Here is a 20142-nt window from a genome sequence, read left to right as displayed (position 1 = left end):
ACCGTTGGAGCAGCTGTGACCTGGACCGGCCTGCACTGCAGGGTCAACTGGAACCGAGCGGACCTCGACACGTTCGTCGCCGAGACGCTGGCCCCCGCGATGGCCGGCCACGAGTGGTACTTCCTGCGCTACTGGGAGACCGGGCCGCACCTCCGCGTCAGGATCAAGAACGCGCAGAACGTCGACAAACTCCAGCGGCAACTGGAAGAACTCGTCGCGGCCCAGGACTTCCAGCAGGAACGAGGCGAACCGGACTGGCTCCCGCACGGCGACGTCCGCGAGGTCGAGTACGTCCCGGAGACCGAACGGTACGGCGGCCCGCAGGCGCTGCCGGTCGCCGAGGAGGTGTTCTGCCACAGCACTGAAGTCGCCGTCGCCGTGCTCAAGGCCACCCACACCGACAGCGCGCGCCTCACCGCCGCCATCGACCTGACGATCGCGACGGCCAAGGCGCTCGACCTGAACCTGCCGCAGGCCGCGAGTTGGCTGCGCAGCCTGGGTTCCGGCTGGCGCAACGTCCAGGAGCAGGCCCCGGCACCCACCATCGGCTCCCAGCACGCCGCGAACCAGTTGCTCGCCAAACGCGGCCGCGACCTCGCCGCGCGCTGGCACCGCGAGCCACGAGGCGCCATCGCCCACTGGCGCACCACGATCAACGAGGCCAAGCAGCGCCTCGACGTATGGCTGCCGTACGTCTGGGCCTCGCAGCTGCACATGCTGCTCAACCGCATGGGCATCACGCCCAACGAAGAGCGCATGATCTGCTGGACCACCGCGGCCGCCGCCATGTCCCCCAACGGTTTGACGGACTTCCACGACGACGGCGAGACAGCGCCGGACCGCCGTTACCTGGAGGCGAGCAAGTTCCTGCCGGGCTTCAGCGACCAACTGCCCCGCAAGTCAGCGGAACCGAGGCAGTCCTGGCCCTCCACCACCCCGCTGCCTTCCACAGTGGACACCGACACCCTCAGAGCCCGCAAGACCAGCCGCGACCTGACCGGCGAGCTGAACGCGGGGCAGCTCGGCACCCTGCTGTGGAACGCGATGTCCCCGAAGGACGGCAGGTGGCCGTACCCGAGCGCCGGTGCCCAGTACTGCGCCCGGATCAGGCTCATCGCGCTCAACGTCGACGGCCTGGCCCGAGGACGCTACGAGGTCAACGAAGTAGAGCGCGCCCTCACCTGGTTCGGCGAGGCGCCCTCGATCGAGGACCTGGAGGCGACCTCGATGTGGTTCGGCGAGGGCGCCACCGAACTCTCCGGCACCCCTGCCGTCCTGGCCCTCTACATCAGGCTCGGCTCGCTGCGGCAGACCTACGGCCTGAGGGCGCTGCGGTTCGCGTTCACCGAGGCCGGGCACCTGGCCCAGAACCTGACGGTGACGGCCGCGAACCACGGCATCAAAACAGGGCTGGTGGGCGGGTTCTACGACGACATCGCCCACGACGTCATCGGGCTCGACGGCGTGAACGACGCACTCGTCTACTTCCTGCCCCTGGCCTCATAGCCGGCCACGGCCGACGCCTTGCCCTGCTCGGGTCCCTCGGACGTTCAGATCTCCACCGAATCCAGCAGAACATCGACTGTCGGCTCGATCGCGGCCGCCGCCCGCGCGTCCCGGAACCGGCGCTCGATGCCCAGGTCCCGGCGGAACGCCGCGTCCCCGCACACCTTCATCGCCAGGTCCGTCACCGCGACGGCGGCCTCCGTCGCGGTGACCGCCAGAAGCCGGACGCGATCGGCCGACCGTTCCGGATGCCATGTCACCGCGGACACCGTGTCGTTGTACAACACCCTGAGCGCGTCGGTCCGCAGCCGCATCCGGGCCAGATCGGACCGCGTGCGCGGGTCGCCGCCGCCGAGATGTCCGATCGCCACCGCCAGCGCGCCCTCCATCAGCCCCAGCGACACCGCGGCCCCGAGCACCATGAACCACGGGAACGCCAGTTCCTCCGACCACAGCAGGTTGGACGCCGGAACCCGTACGGGATCCGCCTCCACGCAGGTGGCGACGGTGCCCCGCAACCCCATCCCGGCGTGGTCCGCCGGGACCAGCAGGCCCGGTGCCTCGGCGGGAACGAGCACCAACTCCGAGCCGCACGACCAGACGTAGCTGTCCGCCTCACCGGCCGCGATCACCCAGCTCTTGCGCGCCCGCACCTGCACCACGTCGCCGTGCGTCGACATCTCGCCGGACGGCCCGAAAGCCGCCAGCGTCGACAGGTGCCGGCCCGCCGCGATCTCAGCACGCAACCAGTGCGGGCCGGAGCGGTCCAGCACGGCGGCCGCGGAGTAGTGCGAGCGCAGGACGGACGCCGTCGCGCCGCAGACCTTGGCGATCTCCTCGACCACGCGCCCGGCCGACCGGACGTCCTGGCCTCCTCCACCGACCGTGCGGGAGATCGTCATTCCGAGCAGGCCGCGCGCGCCCAGTGCGTTCAGGGCGGCGCGCGGGAATCTGGAGTGCTGGTCGATGTCGGCGGCGTTCGGCGCCACCACGGTCTGCACGATGCGGAGCAGGTCCGCCCGGTACGTCACGTCGGCGGGTAGAGCGAGTAGGAGGGGAAGTTGCCGTACGTCCGTTCGTCGGGCGGGCCCTCCGTCACGGCGTGCACGAGCAACGAGCCGCCGACGAACGCACCGCGCCACGAAGCGCCACGGCCGCCGAACACCTCGTCCCGGTCACCCCGCGACCGCGGCTTGTTGATGCCGACCTTGAACGCCTGGACGTCCTCGCTCAGCCGGCGGGCCGTGGCCTCGTCGTCGCAGGCCAGCGACGCGACCAGGGCACCGTTCGAGGCGTTCATCGCGGCCAGCAGCTCGGCCTCGGTGTCCACCAGGACGATGGTGTCGACCGGTCCGAACGGCTCGGCGTGGTGCAGCACCGACGAGCGCGGCGGATCGAGGATCGCGACCGGCGCCAGGTAGGCGGCGGTCTGCTGGCCCGGCAGGAACCGGCCGGATTCCGGCGATCCCCGGTACAGCGGCACACCCCCGGCGCGCACCGCCTCGTCCACGACGTCGCCGAGCTCCTTGGCCTTCGCGTCGTTGATCAACGGCCCGAAGTCCAGCTCGGGCAGCTCGTCGCCGGGTGAAGCGACGGCGAGCGGGTGGCCGAACTTCACGTCCCGCACCGCGGGCAGGTAGACGCTCAGGAACTTGTCGAACAGCGACCGCTGCACCACGTAGCGCGGGTAGGCGGTGCAGCGCTGCTTGCCGTAGTCGAAGGCCTTGCGGATCTGGGTGCCGAGCATGTCCCAGGAGTCGGTCTCCCAGATGCCCCAGCAGTTCAGGCCCTCCTGCTCCAGGACGTGCCTGCGGTTCGAGTCGACCAGGCGCGTCGCGATGGCGCTGCCGACGTCGCGACCGCCCACAAAGGACACACAGCCCAGGAACGACGACCCGACCAGCACCGGCGCGAGTTCCGCACCGCTTCCGGACACCAGCGTCAGCGGCAGTCCCGACCGCACGGCCAGCGCGGTCGCCAGGGTCAGACAGCTGACGCCACCGTCCGTCGGCGCCTTGGCGATGACGGCGTTGCCCGCCAGCGCCTGCACCAGCATCGCGTGCATCAGCACGCTCATCGGGTAGTTCCACGAGGCGATGTTGCTGACCGGGCCGTTCAACGGCGCCCGGCCGACGAGCATCGAGTCGATCTCCTCGACGTACCAGCGCACGCCCTCGATGCAGCGGTCGACGTCGGCCGTCGCGAGCCGCCACGGCTTGCCGATCTCCCACACCAGCAGCAACGACAGCAGGTCGCGGTGCTCGGTGAGGGCGTCCAGCGCCTCCGAGACGCGGGCCTTGCGTTCCGCCAGTGACACGTTGCGCCACTCGATGTGCTGGTCGACGGCCGCGACCACGGCTCGTCCCGCGACGTCGAAGTCGAGGAACGGCGGGCCCGCGATGGTGGAGCCGTCGACCGGCGTGGTGGCGGGCATCGGCTCGCCGGAACGACTCCACTCGCCGCCGAAGTGGTTGAGCAACCGATCGTCGTGGAACGCTTCGGGTGCGGCTTTCACACACTGCGAGTAGACGTCGTGCCACGACGTGCCGGGCTTGAGGATCAACGGCATTGGGCGGCCCTCCACTCCAGAGGAGATGTCACTGCTCAGCGGTTTTGCACGTGCTGCCAGCCGAAACGGCCCTTGATGCACAGGTTTCCATGCGTGACCGTGCTTTCGTGCGGCGACGTGACCTTGACGATCTCGTTGTCCTGCACGTGCAGGGTGAGGTTGCACCCCACACCGCAGAACGTGCAGATGGTCGTGGTCTGGGTCTGGGCCTCTTCGTCCCAGGTGCCGTCCTCGCGCTTGTCGTGCTCGCGCTTGAAGCTCAGCGCACCGGTCGGGCACACCTCGATGCAGTTTCCGCAGTAGACGCAAGCGCTTTCGGGCAGTGGCACGGAGAACTCCGTGGAGATCCGCGAGTCGAAGCCGCGGCCGGCCACCGAGATCGCGAAGGTGTTCTGCCACTGATCACCGCACGCGTCGACGCACTTGTAACACATGATGCACTTGCTCAAGTCGCGGACGTACAGCGGATTGTCCACTTTGATCGGTTGTTGCACGGTGGCAGCGTCCGGACCGAAGCGAGAAGGTTCGGCGCCGCACGCGGACATCCACTCGTCCACGTGCGGCGTGGTGGAGAGGTCCGTGGCGGACCCGAGAAGTTCCAGTACCAGCTTGCGACTGTGTTGCGTGCGTTCGGAGTCCGTGCGCACGACCATGCCCGGCTCGACCTTGCGCGAGCACGACGGCACGAGCGTACGCGCCCCTTCGACCTCGACCATGCAGACGCGGCAAGCGTTTGCGGGCTCCAGGGTGTCGCCGTAGCACAGCGTCGGGATCGATTTCCCTTGCGCCGTACAGGCGTCCAGGATCGTCGCGCCTTCCGGTACCCGCACGGACTCGCCGTCCAGGGTCAGCTCGACCAGTCGCTTCGGAAGCCCGATCTCGACAATCGTCATGATGCCGCCTCCTCCGCGTAGCCCAACCGGTCGAGGGCTGATTCGATGGCGTTCCAAGCTGTTTGACCCAGCCCGCAGATCGACGAGTCGCGCATGACCTGCCCGACCTCGCGCAGCAGCTGGAGATCGGCGGCGGAAGTGCTCAGCGGACGCTTGCCCACCAACCGGTGCATCGCCTCTTCCTGGCGCACGGTGCCGATCCGGCACGGCACGCATTGGCCGCACGACTCGTCGCGGAAGAACGCGGCGATGCGCAACAGGAAGCTGCCCAGGTCGGCCGTGTCGTCGAGCACCAGCACGACGCCGGAGCCGAGCGTGGTCCCGGCGGCACGCGCGTCCTCCATGGTGAGCGGCAGGTCGAGCTCGTCCGGGCGGACGAACCCGCCTGCCGCCCCGCCGAGCAGTACCGCTCGCAGCTCCCGGCCTGGCGGCACGCCTCCCGCCAGATCGAGGAGTTCTCCGAGCGTGGTGCCGAACGGCACCTCGTACACGCCCGGACGACTCACGTTGCCCGACAGGCAGAAGAGCTTCGGGCCCGTCGAGGCCTCGGTGCCGATGCGGGTGTAGGCCTCGCATCCGTCCGTGAGGATCACCGGCACGTTGACCAGCGTCTCCACGTTGTTGACCACCGTCGGTTTGCCGAAGAGCCCCGACTCCACCGGGAACGGCGGCTTCGAGCGCGGCTCACCGCGGAAGCCCTCGATGGAGTTGAAGATCGCCGTTTCCTCGCCGCAGATGTACGCGCCGGCGCCGCGGCGGATCTCGATGTCGAACGAGAAACCCTCGTGGCCCATGATGTTCTCGCCGAGGAAGTTGCGCTCCTTCGCGCGGGCGATGGCGTTGCGCAGCAGATGCAACGCCCGCGGGTACTCGCCGCGCAGGTACAGGTAGCCGCGCGAGCAACCGGCCGCGAACCCGGCGATCGTCATGGACTCGATCACCGCGAACGGGTCGCCCTCCATCAGCAACCGGTCCTTGAACGTGCCGGGCTCGCTCTCGTCCGCGTTGCAGACCAGGTAGTGCGTCCGGACGGGTTGGCGGGCGGTCGCGTCCCACTTGCGTCCCGTCGGGAACGCCGCGCCGCCGCGGCCCATCAGCTTGGCGTCGGTGACCTCGCGGATCACCCCGGACGGGCCCAGGAGGAGAGCCGTCCGCAACGCCGCGTAGCCGCCCGTCGCCCGGTAGTCGTCGAGCGACTCCGGATCGACGACACCCACCCGTTTGAGCAGCCGCAGGCCGGCCGCACCGGCCTGCGGCACCTCCGCGCGCTCACCGTCCACTTGGGAGGGACCGGCGGCCGCCACCGCGATCACCTCACCGGCGTGGGTGGGCGCCAGGAGTTGCTCCTTCGCCACCTCCCCCGCCTCGAACGCGAGCGCGGCCGGAGCCTTCTCGCACACCCCGAGACACGGGCTGCGCAACCAGCCGCTCTTCGCCCCCGCCGGGCCGAGCTCGTCGGTCAGCCTGTCGCACAACGCCTTCGCGCCGTTGACCTGGCAGGCCAGGTCGACGCAGACGTGCACGACTTTCGCCGGCCGTTCGGTCAGCGAGAACAACGCGTAGAAGCTCGCCACCCCGTAGGCCTCGGCCGGCGGGATGTGCAGGACGCGGCAGATGTGGTTCAGCGCGCCCTGGCTGATCCAGCCGACCCGGTCGTTGACCGCGTGCAGGGCGGGCAGCAACTGGTCCCTGCCCATGCCGGTGAACAGGTCCACGACGACGCGTTCGGCCTCGGACGGCTCGACGTCGAGCAGTTTGAGATCCACTCAGCCCACCTTCACCGGAAGCTTGTCGATGCGAATGGCCGCGGCCTTGTACTCGGCGGTGCCGGCGATCGGGCAGGTCGCCTCGATCGTGATGATGTTGACGTCGATCTCGTCCGGGAAGTGGAACGTCATGAACACCAGACCCGGCGTCAGTCCGTCGTCGATCCGCACCGGCGCCTGGATCTGCCCGCGCCTGCTGGTGATCGCCACCTCCTCGCCGGCCTCCACCCCGAGCATCCGAGCGTCCTGCGGGCACAGGTCGAGCGTCTCGCCCATGCGCAACGGCGACTCGAAGCCGCTCGACTGCACCCCGGTGTTGTAGGAGTCGAGCCGGCGGCCGGTGGTGAGCCGGAACGGGAACTCCTCGGTCAGCTCGTCGACCGGCGGGCTGTGCGGCACCGGCGAGAACGTGGCGGGCATGCCGCGCTTGACCGGGTCGTCCTCCCAGAGCCTGCCGTGCAGGAAGCTGGGTTCGAGGGAGTCCTCGCTGGGGCACGGCCACTGGATGCCGCCGAGCTTCTCCAGCCGGTCGTAGGTCATGCCGGTGTGGATCGGCGACAGGCTGCGCAGCTCGTCCCAGACGTCCTCGCCGGTCTTGTGCTGCCAGTCCGCACCGAGCCGCGTCGCGATCTCACCCATGATCTCGATGTCGTCGCGCGCGCCCTCGGGCGGAGTCAGGGCTTTCCTGACCCGCTGGACCCGGCGCTCGCTGTTCGTGAACGTGCCGTCCGTCTCGCACCACGCGGCCGCGGCGGGAAGCACGACGTGCGCGAGCTGCGCGGTCTTGGTGAGGAAGATGTCCTGCACCACGACGTGGTCCAGGTTGGACAGTCGTTTGATCGTGTGCTCGCAGTCGGCCTCGGACTGCACCGGGTTCTCGCCGATGATGTACACGGTGGTCATGTCACCGCGTTCCATCGCCTCCAGCATCTGGGTGAGGTTCCAGCCCTTGGAGGCCTTGAAGTTCGATCCCCACGCGTCGTTGAACTTCTTGGCGACGCTCGGATCCGTGATGTCCTGGAAGCCGGGCAGCCGGTCGGGGATGGCGCCCATGTCGCCGCCGCCCTGCACGTTGTTCTGCCCGCGCAACGGGTTCAGCCCCGCGCCGTACCGACCGACCTGCCCCGTGAGCAGCGACAGGTTGATGAGGCTCAGCACGTTGTTGGTGCCGTTGTGGTGCTCGGTGATGCCGAGCGTCCAGCTCAGCTGGCCGCGATCCGCCTTGGCGTAGGCGTGCGCGAGCTCGCGGATGAGCTCGGCCGGCACCCCGGTCTCGAGTTCGGCGACCGGCAGCGTCCACGGCTCGACGGCCTTCACGAACTCCTGGAAACCCTCGGTCGCGCGCTCGACGAACGACATGTTCGTGAGGTTCGACGCGATGATCTCCCGCGCGATGGCGTGCGCCAGCGGGATGTCCGTGCCGACCTTGAGCCGCAACCACCGGTGCGCCCACTTGCCGGTGCTGGTCAGCCGGGGGTCGACCACGTACAGCTTCGCGCCCTTGTTGACCGCCTTCAGCACGTGCTGGAAGAAGATCGGGTGCGCCTCCCGCGCGTTCGAGCCCCACAGCACGATCAGGTCGGCGTCCTCGATCTCCTGGTAGGAGGAGGTACCGCCGCCGCTGCCGAACACCTTGGCCAGACCGGCCACACTCGGCGCGTGACACGTGCGGTTGCACGAGTCGACGTTGTTCGTGCCGATGACAGCCCTGGTGAACTTCTGGGCCATGTAGTTCATCTCGTTGGTGGCCCGCGCACAGGAGAACATGCCGAACGCGTCCGGACCACCGCTGGCCACGTTCCTGCGGAAGCCCTCTGCTGCCTTGTCCAGCGCCTCGTCCCAGGTGGCCGGCCGCAGGACTCCCGCGTCGCGCACCAGTGGCTGGGTCAGCCGCACGTAGGGCTCGGTCTTCTTCCGCCTGCTCATCGTCTGCACCTCCTCTGCCCATACTGTATGCAATCTTCGGTATGCGCTAGCCCCTGTTTCGGGATCGTGCCGCTGATCTGGCCTCATCGACTGGAATCGGTGAAACGCTTCGGACCCGAACCTCGATCGCTTGTCTGTCAAACGAACGCCAGGACGAGGACGAACATGACCGGACCAGACGGCCCGCGGTACGACAACGACGCGCGAATACGGGATTCCGGAACCGCTTACCAGGCAGGCGAGATCGGCGGCGACGCGCACCTCGGCAACTCGACCAACTCTCGCTCGACCACGGTCAGCCTGGGCGCGTTCGGCGTGATCGCGGGCGTGGTGCTGACCCTGGCCATCGGGTTCACGGCGTGGAAGCTCATCGCGACGGACGGGCCGGCCGACGGATCACCGGTGACCGCGCAGAACGGCTCCGCGAGCCGGACCAGCGCACCCGCGAACGGCCCGCAGGCAAAAGAGATCCGGCTGCCCCGGGAAACCGGCGCCGACGTCGACGGGGACGACAACTCGGCCAGGCCGAGCGCCGGCGCCACCGACGACACCGACCTCTACCTCACCGACCGCACTCTCCTGGAGGCCAGCGGAACCGGCTTCCTCACCGACAAGGGCCACGAGGACGGGGCCGAGAAGCGGTGCACCGACGCCGTCACCGCCAGGAGGAACAACGAACCCGCGGCGCTCCCGACCACCGCGGGGACGCAGTACTGCTTCCGCACCTCGGACGGCCAGATCGGCTGGGCCCGCGTCAAGACCGTGGCACTCGGCGTGAACGACCCGGAGGGCTTCATCGTTTTCTCCGTCCGGGTGTGGCAGAACTAAGCCGAGATCGACTCCTCGATCGACCGCAGCGTCGACTGGAGAACGGCGTCGCGGTGCGCTCCGGCCGGCAGCGCCCGAGCGACCGACACCGCGCCGATGATGGCGGCGACGAGCGCCCACGCGCGCTGCCGCTGCTCCTCGAAGTCACCGGGCATGGCGGGCAGGACCAGCGCGACCATGCGGGAGATCTGCAGCTGGTAGACCTCGCGCACCGAGTCGCCGGCCCTGGCCACGTCCGCAGTGAGCGCCGTGAGCACGCAGCCGTCGGCGACGCCCTCGCAGTGCTCCTCGCTCAGGTAGCTGTAGACGAGCGCGACGAGCTTGCGTCGTCGTTCGTCCGTGTCGGCGACCTGGAGCGCCTCGAACTCCGGGCTGACGTTCGCGCGGATCACCTGTTCCAGCAACCCTTCCTTGCTCCCGAAGTGGGAGTAGATCGCGCCGGAGGTGACCTCGGCGGCCGAGGCGAGACCGTCCACGCCGACGCCGTGGAAGCCCTTTTCCTTCAACCGGCGTCCGGCCGCTTCCAGGATCGCGGCCCTGGCCTGCTCCTTGTGGTCCTTCGCGTACCGCACGCCGAACTCCCCACTTGACTTCCACCGGGGTCATGATCATACGATAACGCTCGTTACATAGCGATCGTTATTCTATGAATCCGTGAGGGACCATGTCTGCAAACTCCGCTGTCACGCGCACTGTCGACGTCGACGGCACCCCGTTCGCCTACCGCGAGATCGGCCTCACCGAGGGCGTTCCGCTGGTGTTCCTGCACCACTTCACCGCGGTGCTCGACGACTGGGACCCCGCGGTCGTGGACGGTCTGGCCGAGCGGCACCGGGTGGTCCTGGTCGACCTGCGCGGGGTGGGCGGCTCCGGCGGCACCACGCCGGACAGCGTGGAGGCCATGGCGGCCGACCTCGCCGGGTTCCTGCGCGCTCTCGGGTTCGACGAGGTCGACCTGCTCGGCGTGTCGATGGGCGGCATGATCGCCCAGGTGCTGGCCCAGCAGGAGCCCGGCCTGGTGCGCCGGATGATCCTCGCCGGGACCTCGCCCGCCGGTGACGCCGGAGCCGGCAACGCGCTGACGTTGCTGCAGGGCGCGTTGCACGAGTCGGCGGCGGTGGGCAAGCACCCGAAGCACGTGCTGTTCTTCTCCCCCAGCGACTCCAGCCAGCGGGCAGCCGACGAGTTCCTCGCACGGCTGAACGAGCGGACGGAGGATCGTGACGCCGAGGTGACGAACGAGACCATCGGCGCGCAGGCGACCGCGTTGGCCAAGTGGGAGCAGAGCTCGCCCGAGGGTCTCGCGAAGGTCAGCCAGCCGGTGCTCGTCGTCAACGGGGACAACGACATCATGACCCCGACGATCAGCTCGTTCAACCTCGCGAAGTACCTGCCCAACGCGAAGTTGAGCATCTACCCCGACGCCGGGCACGGTGCCCTGTTCCAGCACCACGAGCTGTTCGTCGGGCAGGCGCTGGAGTTCCTCAGCGCGTGACCAGTGACGGGTAGACCGCGGACGGTCGTCCGTCCACAGTGGCCCCCGCGAACTGCAGCATCGGCGCGAGCTGACGGTTGTTGTCGGCCGGGAAGTTCAGCGTCGGCGCGGACACCTCGTCGAGCGCGGCGCGCTGGGCGTCGGACAGGGTCACGTCCAGCGCGCCCAGGTTCGTCTCGAACTGGTCCACGCGGCGGGCCCCGATCACGACGGAGCTGACGCCCGGCCGTCCGCGCAGCCACGCCAGGGCGACCTGGGCGGCGGGGACACCGATCTCGTCGGCCACGGCGGTGACGGCGTCGATCACGGCCTGTTCGGCGGCGCTCGGCGCCTGGCCGCGGTCGCCGGAGTGCTTGCCGGACAACAGACCTCCCGCCAGAGGTGACCACGGCAGCACGCCCATGCCCATGGCCTGCGCCATCGGGATCTGCTCGCCTTCGGAGGTGCGCTCCAGCAGCGAGTAGCACAGCTGGAGCGCGATGATCGGCGACCAGCCGTACCACCGGGCGAGCGTCGCGGCCTCGGCCGTCGCCCAGGCCGGGATGTCGGAGAACCCGACGTAGCGGATCTTGCCGGCGCGCACCTGGTCGTCGAGCGCGCGCAGCGTCTCCTCGACGGGCGTGGCCGGGTCGAAGTTGTGCAGCCAGTAGATGTCCACGTGATCGGTCCGCAACCGGCGAAGGGAGTCCTCCAACTGGTGCACGATCGCCTTGCGGCCGGGCCCGCCGCCGTTCGGGTCGCCGACGTGCAGGTTGCAGAAGAACTTCGTGCCGAGCACCACGCGGTCGCGCAACGACGGGCGGTCCGCGAAGAAGTCACCGATGATCTTCTCCGAGTGCCCGGCGGTGTACATGTTGGCGGTGTCGATCGAGTTGCCGCCGCGCTCCACGTAGGAGGCGAGGATCTTCGCGGACTCCTCCGGACTGCTGCCCCAGCCCCAGTCCTCGCCGAAGGTCATCGTGCCGAGGGTGAACGGGCTGACGCGCAGGCCGGAGCGGCCGAGGGTGATGTACGAATCAAGCGACATACCCCGATTCAAGGCCCCGGCGAGCGTGATCACCTAGACCGATGGGCTCGGTCCGTTGCACGATCCGCTCAGCTTTGAAGCAGCAGGTACCGGGCGGTGCGAGACTCGTCGGCGGGCGTCAGCAGGACATATCGTTCCTCGTACAACGGCATCGCACGCACCGAACTGTCCACATAGGTCATCGCGATGTCGAGCTCGAACTCCTCCAGTCCGTGCGTGATCTCCACCGAGGACAACGATTCCAGCGTGACCCGGACGTGCGGGTAGCGCTCGCAGAACGGCGCCGTGAGCAGCGGCGCGACCGGGAGCGCCGTCGGGATGGCTCCGATCCGGAGCACCCCCGACAGCGACTCCCTCATGCGGGACAGGTCCTGCCGCAGCGCGTCGCGATCCGCGAGCATGCGGTGCGCCCACAACAGGACCCGTTCCCCCTCCGGTGTCAGCGACTCGAACCGGCGGCCGCGGGACACGATCGGCACCCCGAGCTCGCGTTCGAGCTTGCTGATCGCCGCCGACAACGACGGCTGGGACACGTGGCACGCCTCGGCCGCACGCGCGAAGTGGCGTTCGCGCGCCAGGGCGACCAGGTACTCCAGCTGACGCAGCAACAACTACGACACCAGCGACGTGCGCGACAGCAGGTCGATCGCCGCGTAGACGTGCCGCAGCGTCGGTGCCGGCACGCGGGTGAGCTCGGCGATCTCCACCACCGCGGCGATGATCGCGTCGATCTCCAGCCGTTTGCCGGCCTCCAGGTCCTGCAGCATCGACGTCTTGTGGTGCCCGACGCGGCGGGCGCCGTCGATGCGCTTGTCGATGGAGATCTGCGGATCGCAGCCCGCGGCCCGCGCGACGGTCAGGGTCTCCGCCATCATCTGGGCCACCAGGTCGCGGCTGTCCGAGTGGTCGCAGATCTCCACCATCGTCGCGCGGGTCAGCGCGCTCAACGGGTTGAACGCCACGTTGCCCATCAGCTTGATCCAGATGTCCTCGCGGACGTCCTTCTCCACCGGGCACTTCAGCCCGCCCGCGATCATCGCCTCGCTCAGCGCGACGCACCGCGGGGAGATCGACCGGTCCGGCTCCCCGATGGAGAACCGCGTGCCCTCCAGGTGCCGGATCACCCCAGGTGCCTCGATCTCGGTCGAGCAGTAGACGACGCAACCGATCGCCCGTTCCATGGGCAGCACGGCGGTGACGGACCCGCCCGGGTCCACGGCCTCGATCCGTTGTCCTTCAAGGGGATGCCCGGTCATGCCGTGGAAGTACCACCACGGGATCCCGTTCTGCGCCGCGATCACGGCGGTGTCCGGACCCATCAGCGGTGCCAGCAGATCGCCTGAAGACGCGTAGGAATACGCCTTCAGACCGAGGAAAACGTAGTCGACCTCTCCCACCTCGGCGGGATCGGAGGTCGCATGTGGACGCGCGGTGAAATCACCGCGCGGGCTCAGCACCCGCACGCCGTGCTCGCGCATTGCGGCGAGATGGGCTCCACGCGCGATCAGATGGACTTCCACGCCCGCACGATGCAAAGCCGCACCGACGTAGGCACCGATCGCTCCGGCTCCGAGAACAGCGATCCTCATAGCACGCCCCGCTCGTCAAGGATTGCATACAGTATACGGACAACACGGGTATTTCTCTAGAAGTGCTTTTTGCATACCAAAAGCTGTATTCTGTCCGGCATGACCTCTTTGCCCAGTGGCCGCCGGGCACCTCGCGGCTCACTCAGTGCCGCCGCGACCCGCCGGGTCGAACGTCCCGCACCGCTGCGACAGGCCGTCTACGACGCTCTGCTCGAGCTCATCGTCAACCGCACCCTCGCCCCCGGCCAGCACCTGGTCGAGGCCGAGCTGGCCGAGTACCTGGGCGTGAGCAGGCAGCCGGTGCGCGAGGCCCTGCAACGACTGCAGACCGACGGCTGGGTCGACCTGCGGCCCGCCCAGGGCGCCTTCGTGCACACCCCGACCGAGGAGGAGGCCGACCAGCTGCTCGCCGTGCGCAGCGTGCTGGAGACCTACTCCGCCAAGCTCGCCGCCGAGCACGCGACCGCGTCCGACGTGAAGCTTCTCAGGAAGCTGCAGAAGGCCGGCGAGGAGGCCCTGGTCACCGCGAACGTCGAGCGCCTGGTCAAGGCGAACGCCGATCTGCACGCGGCCGTCGCGGCGATCGGCCGCAACAAGGTCCTGTCCGAGATGATCGGACTGGTCGACCGCAGGGTGCGCTGGTACTACACGCCGATCGCCCGCCCGCGCAGCCGCGACTCCTGGAACGAGCACGCCGAGCTGGTCACGGCCATCGCGGACGGCGACGCGGAGCGGGCCGGCGAGGTCATGCACAACCACGCGGAGCAGACCCGCCAGACGTATCACGACCGCAAGACGCCCGAAAGCTCTACGGACAGCGACTGATCCATTACTCTCAGATCACCCAATTCGGTCATTTGGTACCGTACGGGTGATCCGCGACACGATGGCGGCCGATTGCATACAAAACGCAGTATGCTGAATCGCAACAGGGACGGGGTCAACGGAGACCCGCGAGAGGTTTCCCGCCGGGTACCCACACGATGGGCATCCGGTGGACAAGACCCCGGCCGCAACCCTGTTCCTCCCGTGCCACAGTGCCTTTCAGGCTGCTGCGCGCCTCGGGAGCCACCATCGTCAGGAGGAAGACCATGTCCCGCTTGAAGAACTTCGCTCGTTCGCTCACCCAGCCGCGTGAGGGTTTCTCCGCTGACGGCCGCGCGCTGGGCCTCGGACTGTCCACCGCGCTGACGGAACAGCGCAAGGACGCCGAGGCCCAGGCGGCCGTGGCCAAGACGCTCCGCAAGGACGCCGAAGGCCACACGATTCACGGCTGAGAGTCCTTCACAGGAGCGTCTTCGCTCCTTCGCGCGCTCTCGGCGTCCTCCACGGCGGACCGGGCGGCCCGTCGAGAGGTGTGCAGGCTCCAGACCGTCGTGACGGTGAGCGTCGCCAGGATGACCCCGAGAGACACCACGATCGGGATCTCCGGAGCCCACGAGACACCGTGGTGGTGCATCGCTTCGAAGATGAGCTTGAACCCGATGAACGCGAGCACCACCGCGAGGCCCTTGCTCAGGTGCACCAGGCGATCCAGCAGACCGCCCACCAGGAAGAAGAGCTGGCGCAGGCCCATCAACGCGAACGCGTTGGCGGTCAGCACCAGGTACGGCTCCTTGGTGAGCCCGAAGATCGCCGGGATCGAGTCCACCGCGAACAACAGGTCCGTGGTGCCGACCGCGACCATGACGATCAGCATCGGCGTCACGACGCGCTTGCCGTTCATGCGCGTCGTCAACGCGGCGCCGTGGTAGACCGTGGTCGCCGGCAGGAACCGCTTCACCGCGCGCAAAGCGGCGTTCTCCGGAACGTCGGCCTCGTCGGTCTCGTCCTGCTTCAGCAGCTTCCACGCCGTGAAGATCAGGAACGCGCCGAAGAAGTAGAACAGCCAGTCGAACCGCGCGATCGCCTGTGCTCCCGCGGCGATGAACACCGCGCGCAGCAACAGGGCCAGGATGATGCCGACGATGAGCACCTTCTGCCGGTACTCCCGCGGCACCGCGAACCGGGCCATGATGATCACGAACACGAACAGGTTGTCGACGCTCAGCGAGTACTCGGTGATCCAGCCGGCGAAGAACTCACCGCCGTGGCCGGGCCCGGCGAACACCGTGACGCCGAGTCCGAAGAGGACGGCCAGGCCGACGTAGAAGATCACCCAGTACAACGACTCGCGGAACGACGGTTCGTGCGGCTTGCGCACCACCAGGTAGAAGTCGAACGCGATGATGGCGGCGATGCCGCCCATGGTCGCGATCCACACCCAGACGGGAAGATCCAACATCCTTGGGCTCCTTCGGCGGAAGGGAAGGTCAGCGGGAGGCGGTAGCTCGCAGGCGCATGGAGATGCGTTCGTGCAGCCACAGGAAACCGATGGCCCAGCCGAAACTCACGATCCCTTGGTAGGCGAGGAAACCGGCCAGATCCGAGGGCAGCCGGACCTGACCGGTGAGCACGAGGCTCACGGTGATCTCGTGCACCAGCCGGGCCGCGGGAAACGCGACCAGCCAGTAGAGGGCCACCGGAGCGAACCGTCCGGCCGGGAGCCGGCCCGCCGCCACCAGCAGGCCGAAGCCGCCGCCGAACGCACCCAGCGGCAGGCCGAGGGCGACCGTCGTGACGAGTGCCCACCCGAGCGGCTGGCCGACGAGCGCGGCCAGCCCTCCCGCGATGAGCCCAGCGGCGAGACCGACGAACGCGCCGGGCACCGCTTCCTTGAGAAAGCCTTCGCGGATCGCCATCTCAGCCCACCACTACTCCGAACTTGATGAGACTGAAGAACAGCATGCCCAGGTAGAACAACGCTCCGAAGCCGATGATGAGGTTCGTGACCAGCTTGGGGCGGATGGGTTTGGGCAGCATCCGGTTGTTCACCAGCAGGAGCACCACGCAGTAGGCGCCCATGGCGAACGTCGACAGGAACGCGAGCACGTCGAGGATCGCGCCCGGTCCGTCGGCGGGTCCGAACAGCAGGATCAGGATGCCGAAGGTGATGACACCCCAGAGGAATCCCGCGTAGAGGTGCGACATGCGGAACCTCTTCGCACCCTTCACGAAGTGGTACGTCATGTCCGCCTGGCCGCGCGAGAACGAGTCGAACAGACCCAGCGTGGCGTTCAGGCCGATCAACGCGATGAACCCGAGGAACACCGCGCCGAGCACCGGTCCACCCGCCGACGCGAAGGCGTCCGACATGGCGTTCAACGCGGCTTCCCGCTCACCGGACTCGATGAGCGCCTTGACGTCCGGACTGGTCCGTGAAGCCGACTGCGCGAGGACCGTGAAAGAAACCGTGACGAGCATCGTGATGCCCCAGAACAGCAGCAGCGCGTCGAACGTGACCCAGCGCCGCCAGCCCTTCCACTTCGCGAGTTCCGCCTTGTCCTCGGTGTCGAACATGAAGCCGCGGGCCGGCATCTTCTCCTCCTCGCCCGCGTGCCGCAGCCCGCGGACCTTCGGGATGTGCGCGCCCATGCCGGCACCGCTGTCGCGCAGGTGCAGCGTGTACCACATCTGCTGCATGCCGGACGGCCCGGCGAACGCGATCGAACCGACGATGATCGGGAACCACTCCGGCGACATGGCCTGGGCCGGGAAGTACCCGAACTGGAGCATGCCGGTCAGGGTGCTGGTCAGGTCGCCCCACGTGCCGACCATCGCCGCCACCACGGAGGTGCTGACGACGAGCAGTCCGATGAGGATGGACAGCAGGTTCTCGAGCAGGTTGTAGATGACCTTGGCGAGGCTGAACAGCACCCCGACCAGGATCAGTCCGACACACGCCGACACCGTCCAGGGTATGCCGGTGATCTTCTCCAGGGCCGCCGCTCCGGCGGAGAGATGGCCCGGCCAGATGTAGACGAGTATCGCGACCACGAAGAAGAACCACATGATCGGTTTGAACACGCGTGCGGCGCCGAAGAAGATGCTCTCCCCCGTCGCCATCGCGTACCGCGCCATCTCGAGCATGACGACGGCCTGCAGCGTGACGCCGATCAGGAAGAGCCACCTGATGTCCGGTCCGAAGACCAGCACCAGGCGGGGCCACATGTAGGACTCGCCCATGCCCACGCCAAGAGCCACCAGGAACACCGTGGGACCGAGCAGGTGGATCGACGGTGGTGCGTCGGGAAGTTTCCTGATGGGCATCGCTTCCAGCTTGCCCGCGGCCCAGACGCGCTCCTTCTCAGGTGGCGTGCTGGTTTCCGTGCGAGCTGCCAGATTTGGATCATCCACGGTTAACAACCTCCAGAGGACCGGCTGTCTTCGTTGACCTCCCTGGCGGGTTCGCGACCGTGGGCGTGTTCACGGTCGCGGACGGGCCATCTCTCCTTGCACTGCCGCAAAGTGGTCGCCGGTCTCTCCCAAGACCAACGACCACTCACGACTTATCTACAGCAAGCCGGCAGCACGGGCCCACCGGTATTTGGCACCCAGTACCGCGACAGGCTTCTCCGTTGTGTACGGGTACGCAACCACTCCGTTCCGGTACAGGTACTCACTTGCTTCCTCGACCTCGACGTCGCCCGCGAGCGAGGCGACGACCGGCTTGTGGATTCCGTTCGCCCGGTACTCCTCCACTACGTCGACCACGAGCTTCGCGAACACCATCGGTGGCGTGACGATGGTGTGCCAGTAGCCGAGGATCAACGAGTGGATGCGGTCGTCGGCGAGACCGAGCGCGATGGTGTTCCGGTACGTCGAAGGGGGTTCGCCGCCGGTGATGTCGACGGGGTTGCCCGCCGCGCCGAACGGCGGGATGAACTTCCGGAACGCCGCGTCCAGGTCGTCCGGGATGCTCATGAGCGACAACCCGTTGTCCACGCAGGCATCCGAGAGCAGCACGCCCGAGCCGCCCGCGCCGGTGATGATGACGACGTTCTCGCCCTTGGGCGTGGCCAGCAGCGGGATTCCGCGCGCGTACTCCAGCAGGTCGTTCAGGCCGGGTGCGCGGATCACGCCGCTCTGCTTGAGGATGTCGTCGTAGACCCGGTCGTTGCCGGCCAGTGCGCCGGTGTGCGAGCTCGCGGCCTTGGCACCCTGGTCGGTCCGTCCCGCCTTGAGGACCACGACCGGTTTCTTTTCCGAGACGCGTTTCGCCGTTTCCGCGAAGGACCGGCCGTCCTTGAGGTCCTCCAGGTGCATCGCGACGAGCTGGGTGTTCGGGTCGGACTCGAAGAACGTCAGCAGGTCGTCCTCGTCGATGTCGGCCTTGTTGCCCACACCGACGATCGACGAGACGCCCATGCCGGCGGAACGGCTGAATCCGAGGATCGCCATTCCGATTCCGCCACTTTGCGACGTGAGGGCGACGCCGCCCTTGACGTCGTACGGCGTGCAGAACGTCGCTGAGAGGTTCTCCGGCGTGTAGTAGTAGCCGTAGATGTTCGGGCCGAGGATGCGCACTCCGTGCTTGCGCGCGATCGCGACGATCTCGTCCTGCAGCTCGATGTTGCCCGTCTCGCCGAAGCCGGACGGGATCATGATCGCGCCGCCGACGCCCTTCTTGCCGACCTCCTCCAACGCCGCCGGCACGAACTTGGCCGGGATGGCGAACACCGCGACGTCGATGTCTCCCGGCACGTCGGCGATGCTCGCGAACGCCTTGCGGTCGAGGATCTCGTCCGCCTTGGGGTTGATCGGGTAGATCTCGCCCTGGTAGCCGCCGTTGACGAGGTTCTTCATCACCGAGTTGCCGATCTTGCCCTCTTCGTTCGAGGCACCGATCACGGCAACGGCGTTCGGCCTCATGATCCGGTTCATCGAGGCGAGGATCTCGTCCTGGGTGAACCGGTGCGGCTCCTTGGCGGCGTCCTCGTCCACCAGGATGCGGACGTCGACCGCGGTGGCACCGGAAGGCGTTGCCAGCACGGGGTTCAGGTCGACCTCGGCCAGCTGCGGGAAGTCCGTGACCAGGTCCGAGACGCGGTGGATCAGGTCGGCGAGCTTGTCCGCGTCGACGCCCTCGGCGCCGCGGACACCGCGGAGGATCTCCGCCGCCGCGATGCCGTTGACCATGGAGAGGGCCTCGGCGTTGCTCGTCGGCGCCAGCCGGAACGTGACGTCCTTGAGCACCTCGACCAGGATGCCGCCGAGGCCGAACGCGACGATCTTGCCGAACGTCTCGTCGGTGGTGGCGCCCACGATGACCTCGTGGACCTCTTTCCCGGACTGCAGCTGCTGCTGGACCTGGACGCCGGTGATGTCCGCGTCCGCCTGGTAGTTCTTGGCGTTGTGGATGATCGTGCGGTAGCCCTCGGCGACCTCGGCCCCGTTCTTGAGGCCCACCAGCACACCGCCGGCCTCGGTCTTGTGCAGGATGTCCGGTGAGACGATCTTGAGCACGACCGGGTAGCCGATCTCCTCGGCGAACGCGACGGCGCCCTCCGACGACTTCGCCAGCGCCTCGGCCGGGGTCGCGATCCCGTAGGCGTCGCAGACCCTCTTGCCCTCCGGTGCGGTGAGCGACGACCGTCCCTCCGCCCGCACCTTCGCGAGTACGTTCTCGACCGCGGCGCGGTCGTAGCCGTTGTCCGGCATGAG

General features: G+C 68.1%; 18 protein-coding genes. 5 read left to right on the top strand and 13 right to left on the bottom strand.

Going from position 1 to position 20142, the window contains the following annotated elements; all coding sequences use genetic code 11:
* Positions 1 to 15 precede the first annotated feature (15 nt).
* Positions 16 to 1506 carry a thiopeptide-type bacteriocin biosynthesis protein gene (locus tag ACIQF0_RS11870; protein WP_401027988.1) on the top strand — a complete coding sequence of 497 codons (1491 nt, stop codon included), beginning with the start codon at positions 16 to 18 and terminating at the stop codon, positions 1504 to 1506.
* A 44-nt stretch (positions 1507 to 1550) separates the two neighbouring features.
* Here the strand turns inward: ACIQF0_RS11870 and ACIQF0_RS11865 are convergent, their stop codons facing one another.
* The 5 genes from ACIQF0_RS11865 to ACIQF0_RS11845 are packed head-to-tail and all read right to left on the bottom strand — an operon-like array spanning position 1551 to position 8660.
* Complete coding sequence (locus ACIQF0_RS11865) at positions 1551 to 2537, bottom strand: acyl-CoA dehydrogenase family protein (protein ID WP_401027986.1); 987 nt, start codon at positions 2535 to 2537, stop codon at positions 1551 to 1553.
* Positions 2534 to 4075 (bottom strand): aldehyde dehydrogenase family protein, encoded by a 1542-nt coding sequence (locus ACIQF0_RS11860; protein ID WP_401027983.1) that lies wholly within the window; start codon positions 4073 to 4075, stop codon positions 2534 to 2536. Before ACIQF0_RS11860 ends, ACIQF0_RS11865 begins: the two co-directional genes overlap by 4 nt.
* Before the next feature lie 35 nt (positions 4076 to 4110).
* Positions 4111 to 4968 (bottom strand): 2Fe-2S iron-sulfur cluster-binding protein, encoded by an 858-nt coding sequence (locus ACIQF0_RS11855; RefSeq protein ID WP_360035901.1) that lies wholly within the window; start codon positions 4966 to 4968, stop codon positions 4111 to 4113.
* Positions 4965 to 6734, bottom strand: coding sequence for an NAD(P)H-dependent oxidoreductase subunit E (locus ACIQF0_RS11850; protein ID WP_401027980.1), 1770 nt, complete (start codon positions 6732 to 6734; stop codon positions 4965 to 4967). The genes ACIQF0_RS11855 and ACIQF0_RS11850 overlap by 4 nt, the downstream gene beginning before the upstream one ends.
* Positions 6735 to 8660: a molybdopterin oxidoreductase family protein gene (locus ACIQF0_RS11845; RefSeq protein WP_401027978.1), complete on the bottom strand. Its 1926-nt coding sequence runs from the start codon at positions 8658 to 8660 to the stop codon at positions 6735 to 6737. It lies immediately after the preceding gene.
* 165 nt (positions 8661 to 8825) lie between these two features.
* Between ACIQF0_RS11845 and ACIQF0_RS11840 the strand changes: the two genes are divergently transcribed.
* Complete coding sequence (locus ACIQF0_RS11840) at positions 8826 to 9488, top strand: hypothetical protein (RefSeq protein ID WP_401027976.1); 663 nt, start codon at positions 8826 to 8828, stop codon at positions 9486 to 9488.
* On the opposite strand, the gene ACIQF0_RS11835 is transcribed toward ACIQF0_RS11840, so the two are convergent.
* Positions 9485 to 10060, bottom strand: coding sequence for a TetR/AcrR family transcriptional regulator (locus tag ACIQF0_RS11835; RefSeq protein WP_401027974.1), 576 nt, complete (start codon positions 10058 to 10060; stop codon positions 9485 to 9487). The two genes, ACIQF0_RS11840 and ACIQF0_RS11835, sit on opposite strands and share 4 nt — an antisense overlap.
* A gap of 92 nt (positions 10061 to 10152) precedes the next feature.
* Between ACIQF0_RS11835 and ACIQF0_RS11830 the strand changes: the two genes are divergently transcribed.
* Positions 10153 to 10983, top strand: coding sequence for an alpha/beta fold hydrolase (locus tag ACIQF0_RS11830; RefSeq protein WP_401027971.1), 831 nt, complete (start codon positions 10153 to 10155; stop codon positions 10981 to 10983).
* Here ACIQF0_RS11830 and ACIQF0_RS11825 read toward each other — a convergent pair.
* The 3 genes from ACIQF0_RS11825 to ACIQF0_RS11815 form a co-directional block, all read right to left on the bottom strand.
* Positions 10973 to 12010: an aldo/keto reductase gene (locus ACIQF0_RS11825; RefSeq protein ID WP_401027969.1), complete on the bottom strand. Its 1038-nt coding sequence runs from the start codon at positions 12008 to 12010 to the stop codon at positions 10973 to 10975. The genes ACIQF0_RS11830 and ACIQF0_RS11825 overlap by 11 nt on opposite strands.
* 68 nt (positions 12011 to 12078) lie before the next feature.
* Entirely contained in the window at positions 12079 to 12621 is a 543-nt protein-coding gene (locus ACIQF0_RS11820) for a LysR family transcriptional regulator (RefSeq protein ID WP_401027966.1), read from the bottom strand.
* Complete coding sequence (locus ACIQF0_RS11815; protein WP_401027963.1) at positions 12622 to 13599, bottom strand: 2-dehydropantoate 2-reductase; 978 nt, start codon at positions 13597 to 13599, stop codon at positions 12622 to 12624. It abuts the gene before it with no gap.
* Positions 13600 to 13698: 99 nt separating this feature from the next.
* Here ACIQF0_RS11815 and ACIQF0_RS11810 point away from each other — a divergent pair, with 99 nt between their 5' ends.
* Complete coding sequence (locus ACIQF0_RS11810) at positions 13699 to 14424, top strand: GntR family transcriptional regulator (protein WP_360035933.1); 726 nt, start codon at positions 13699 to 13701, stop codon at positions 14422 to 14424.
* Positions 14425 to 14690: 266 nt separating this feature from the next.
* Positions 14691 to 14876, top strand: coding sequence for a hypothetical protein (locus ACIQF0_RS11805; RefSeq protein ID WP_093590387.1), 186 nt, complete (start codon positions 14691 to 14693; stop codon positions 14874 to 14876).
* On the opposite strand, the gene ACIQF0_RS11800 is transcribed toward ACIQF0_RS11805, so the two are convergent.
* From ACIQF0_RS11800 to ACIQF0_RS11785, 4 genes are all read right to left on the bottom strand, one after another.
* Positions 14867 to 15880 carry a TerC family protein gene (locus ACIQF0_RS11800; RefSeq protein ID WP_401029912.1) on the bottom strand — a complete coding sequence of 338 codons (1014 nt, stop codon included), beginning with the start codon at positions 15878 to 15880 and terminating at the stop codon, positions 14867 to 14869. The genes ACIQF0_RS11805 and ACIQF0_RS11800 overlap by 10 nt on opposite strands.
* 31 nt (positions 15881 to 15911) lie before the next feature.
* Positions 15912 to 16340, bottom strand: coding sequence for a hypothetical protein (locus ACIQF0_RS11795; RefSeq protein ID WP_401027959.1), 429 nt, complete (start codon positions 16338 to 16340; stop codon positions 15912 to 15914).
* Between the two features lies 1 nt (position 16341).
* Entirely contained in the window at positions 16342 to 17748 is a 1407-nt protein-coding gene (locus tag ACIQF0_RS11790) for an Nramp family divalent metal transporter (RefSeq protein WP_360035942.1), read from the bottom strand.
* Positions 17749 to 17991: 243 nt separating this feature from the next.
* Positions 17992 to 20139 carry an acetate--CoA ligase family protein gene (locus ACIQF0_RS11785; protein WP_401027955.1) on the bottom strand — a complete coding sequence of 716 codons (2148 nt, stop codon included), beginning with the start codon at positions 20137 to 20139 and terminating at the stop codon, positions 17992 to 17994.
* Positions 20140 to 20142: the final 3 nt, after the last annotated feature.

Origin of the sequence: Lentzea sp. NPDC092896 (assembly GCF_044754905.1) — a bacterium.
Classification (GTDB): Bacteria; Actinomycetota; Actinomycetes; order Mycobacteriales; family Pseudonocardiaceae; genus Lentzea.
This window is presented reverse-complemented; position numbering and strand designations above follow the sequence as displayed.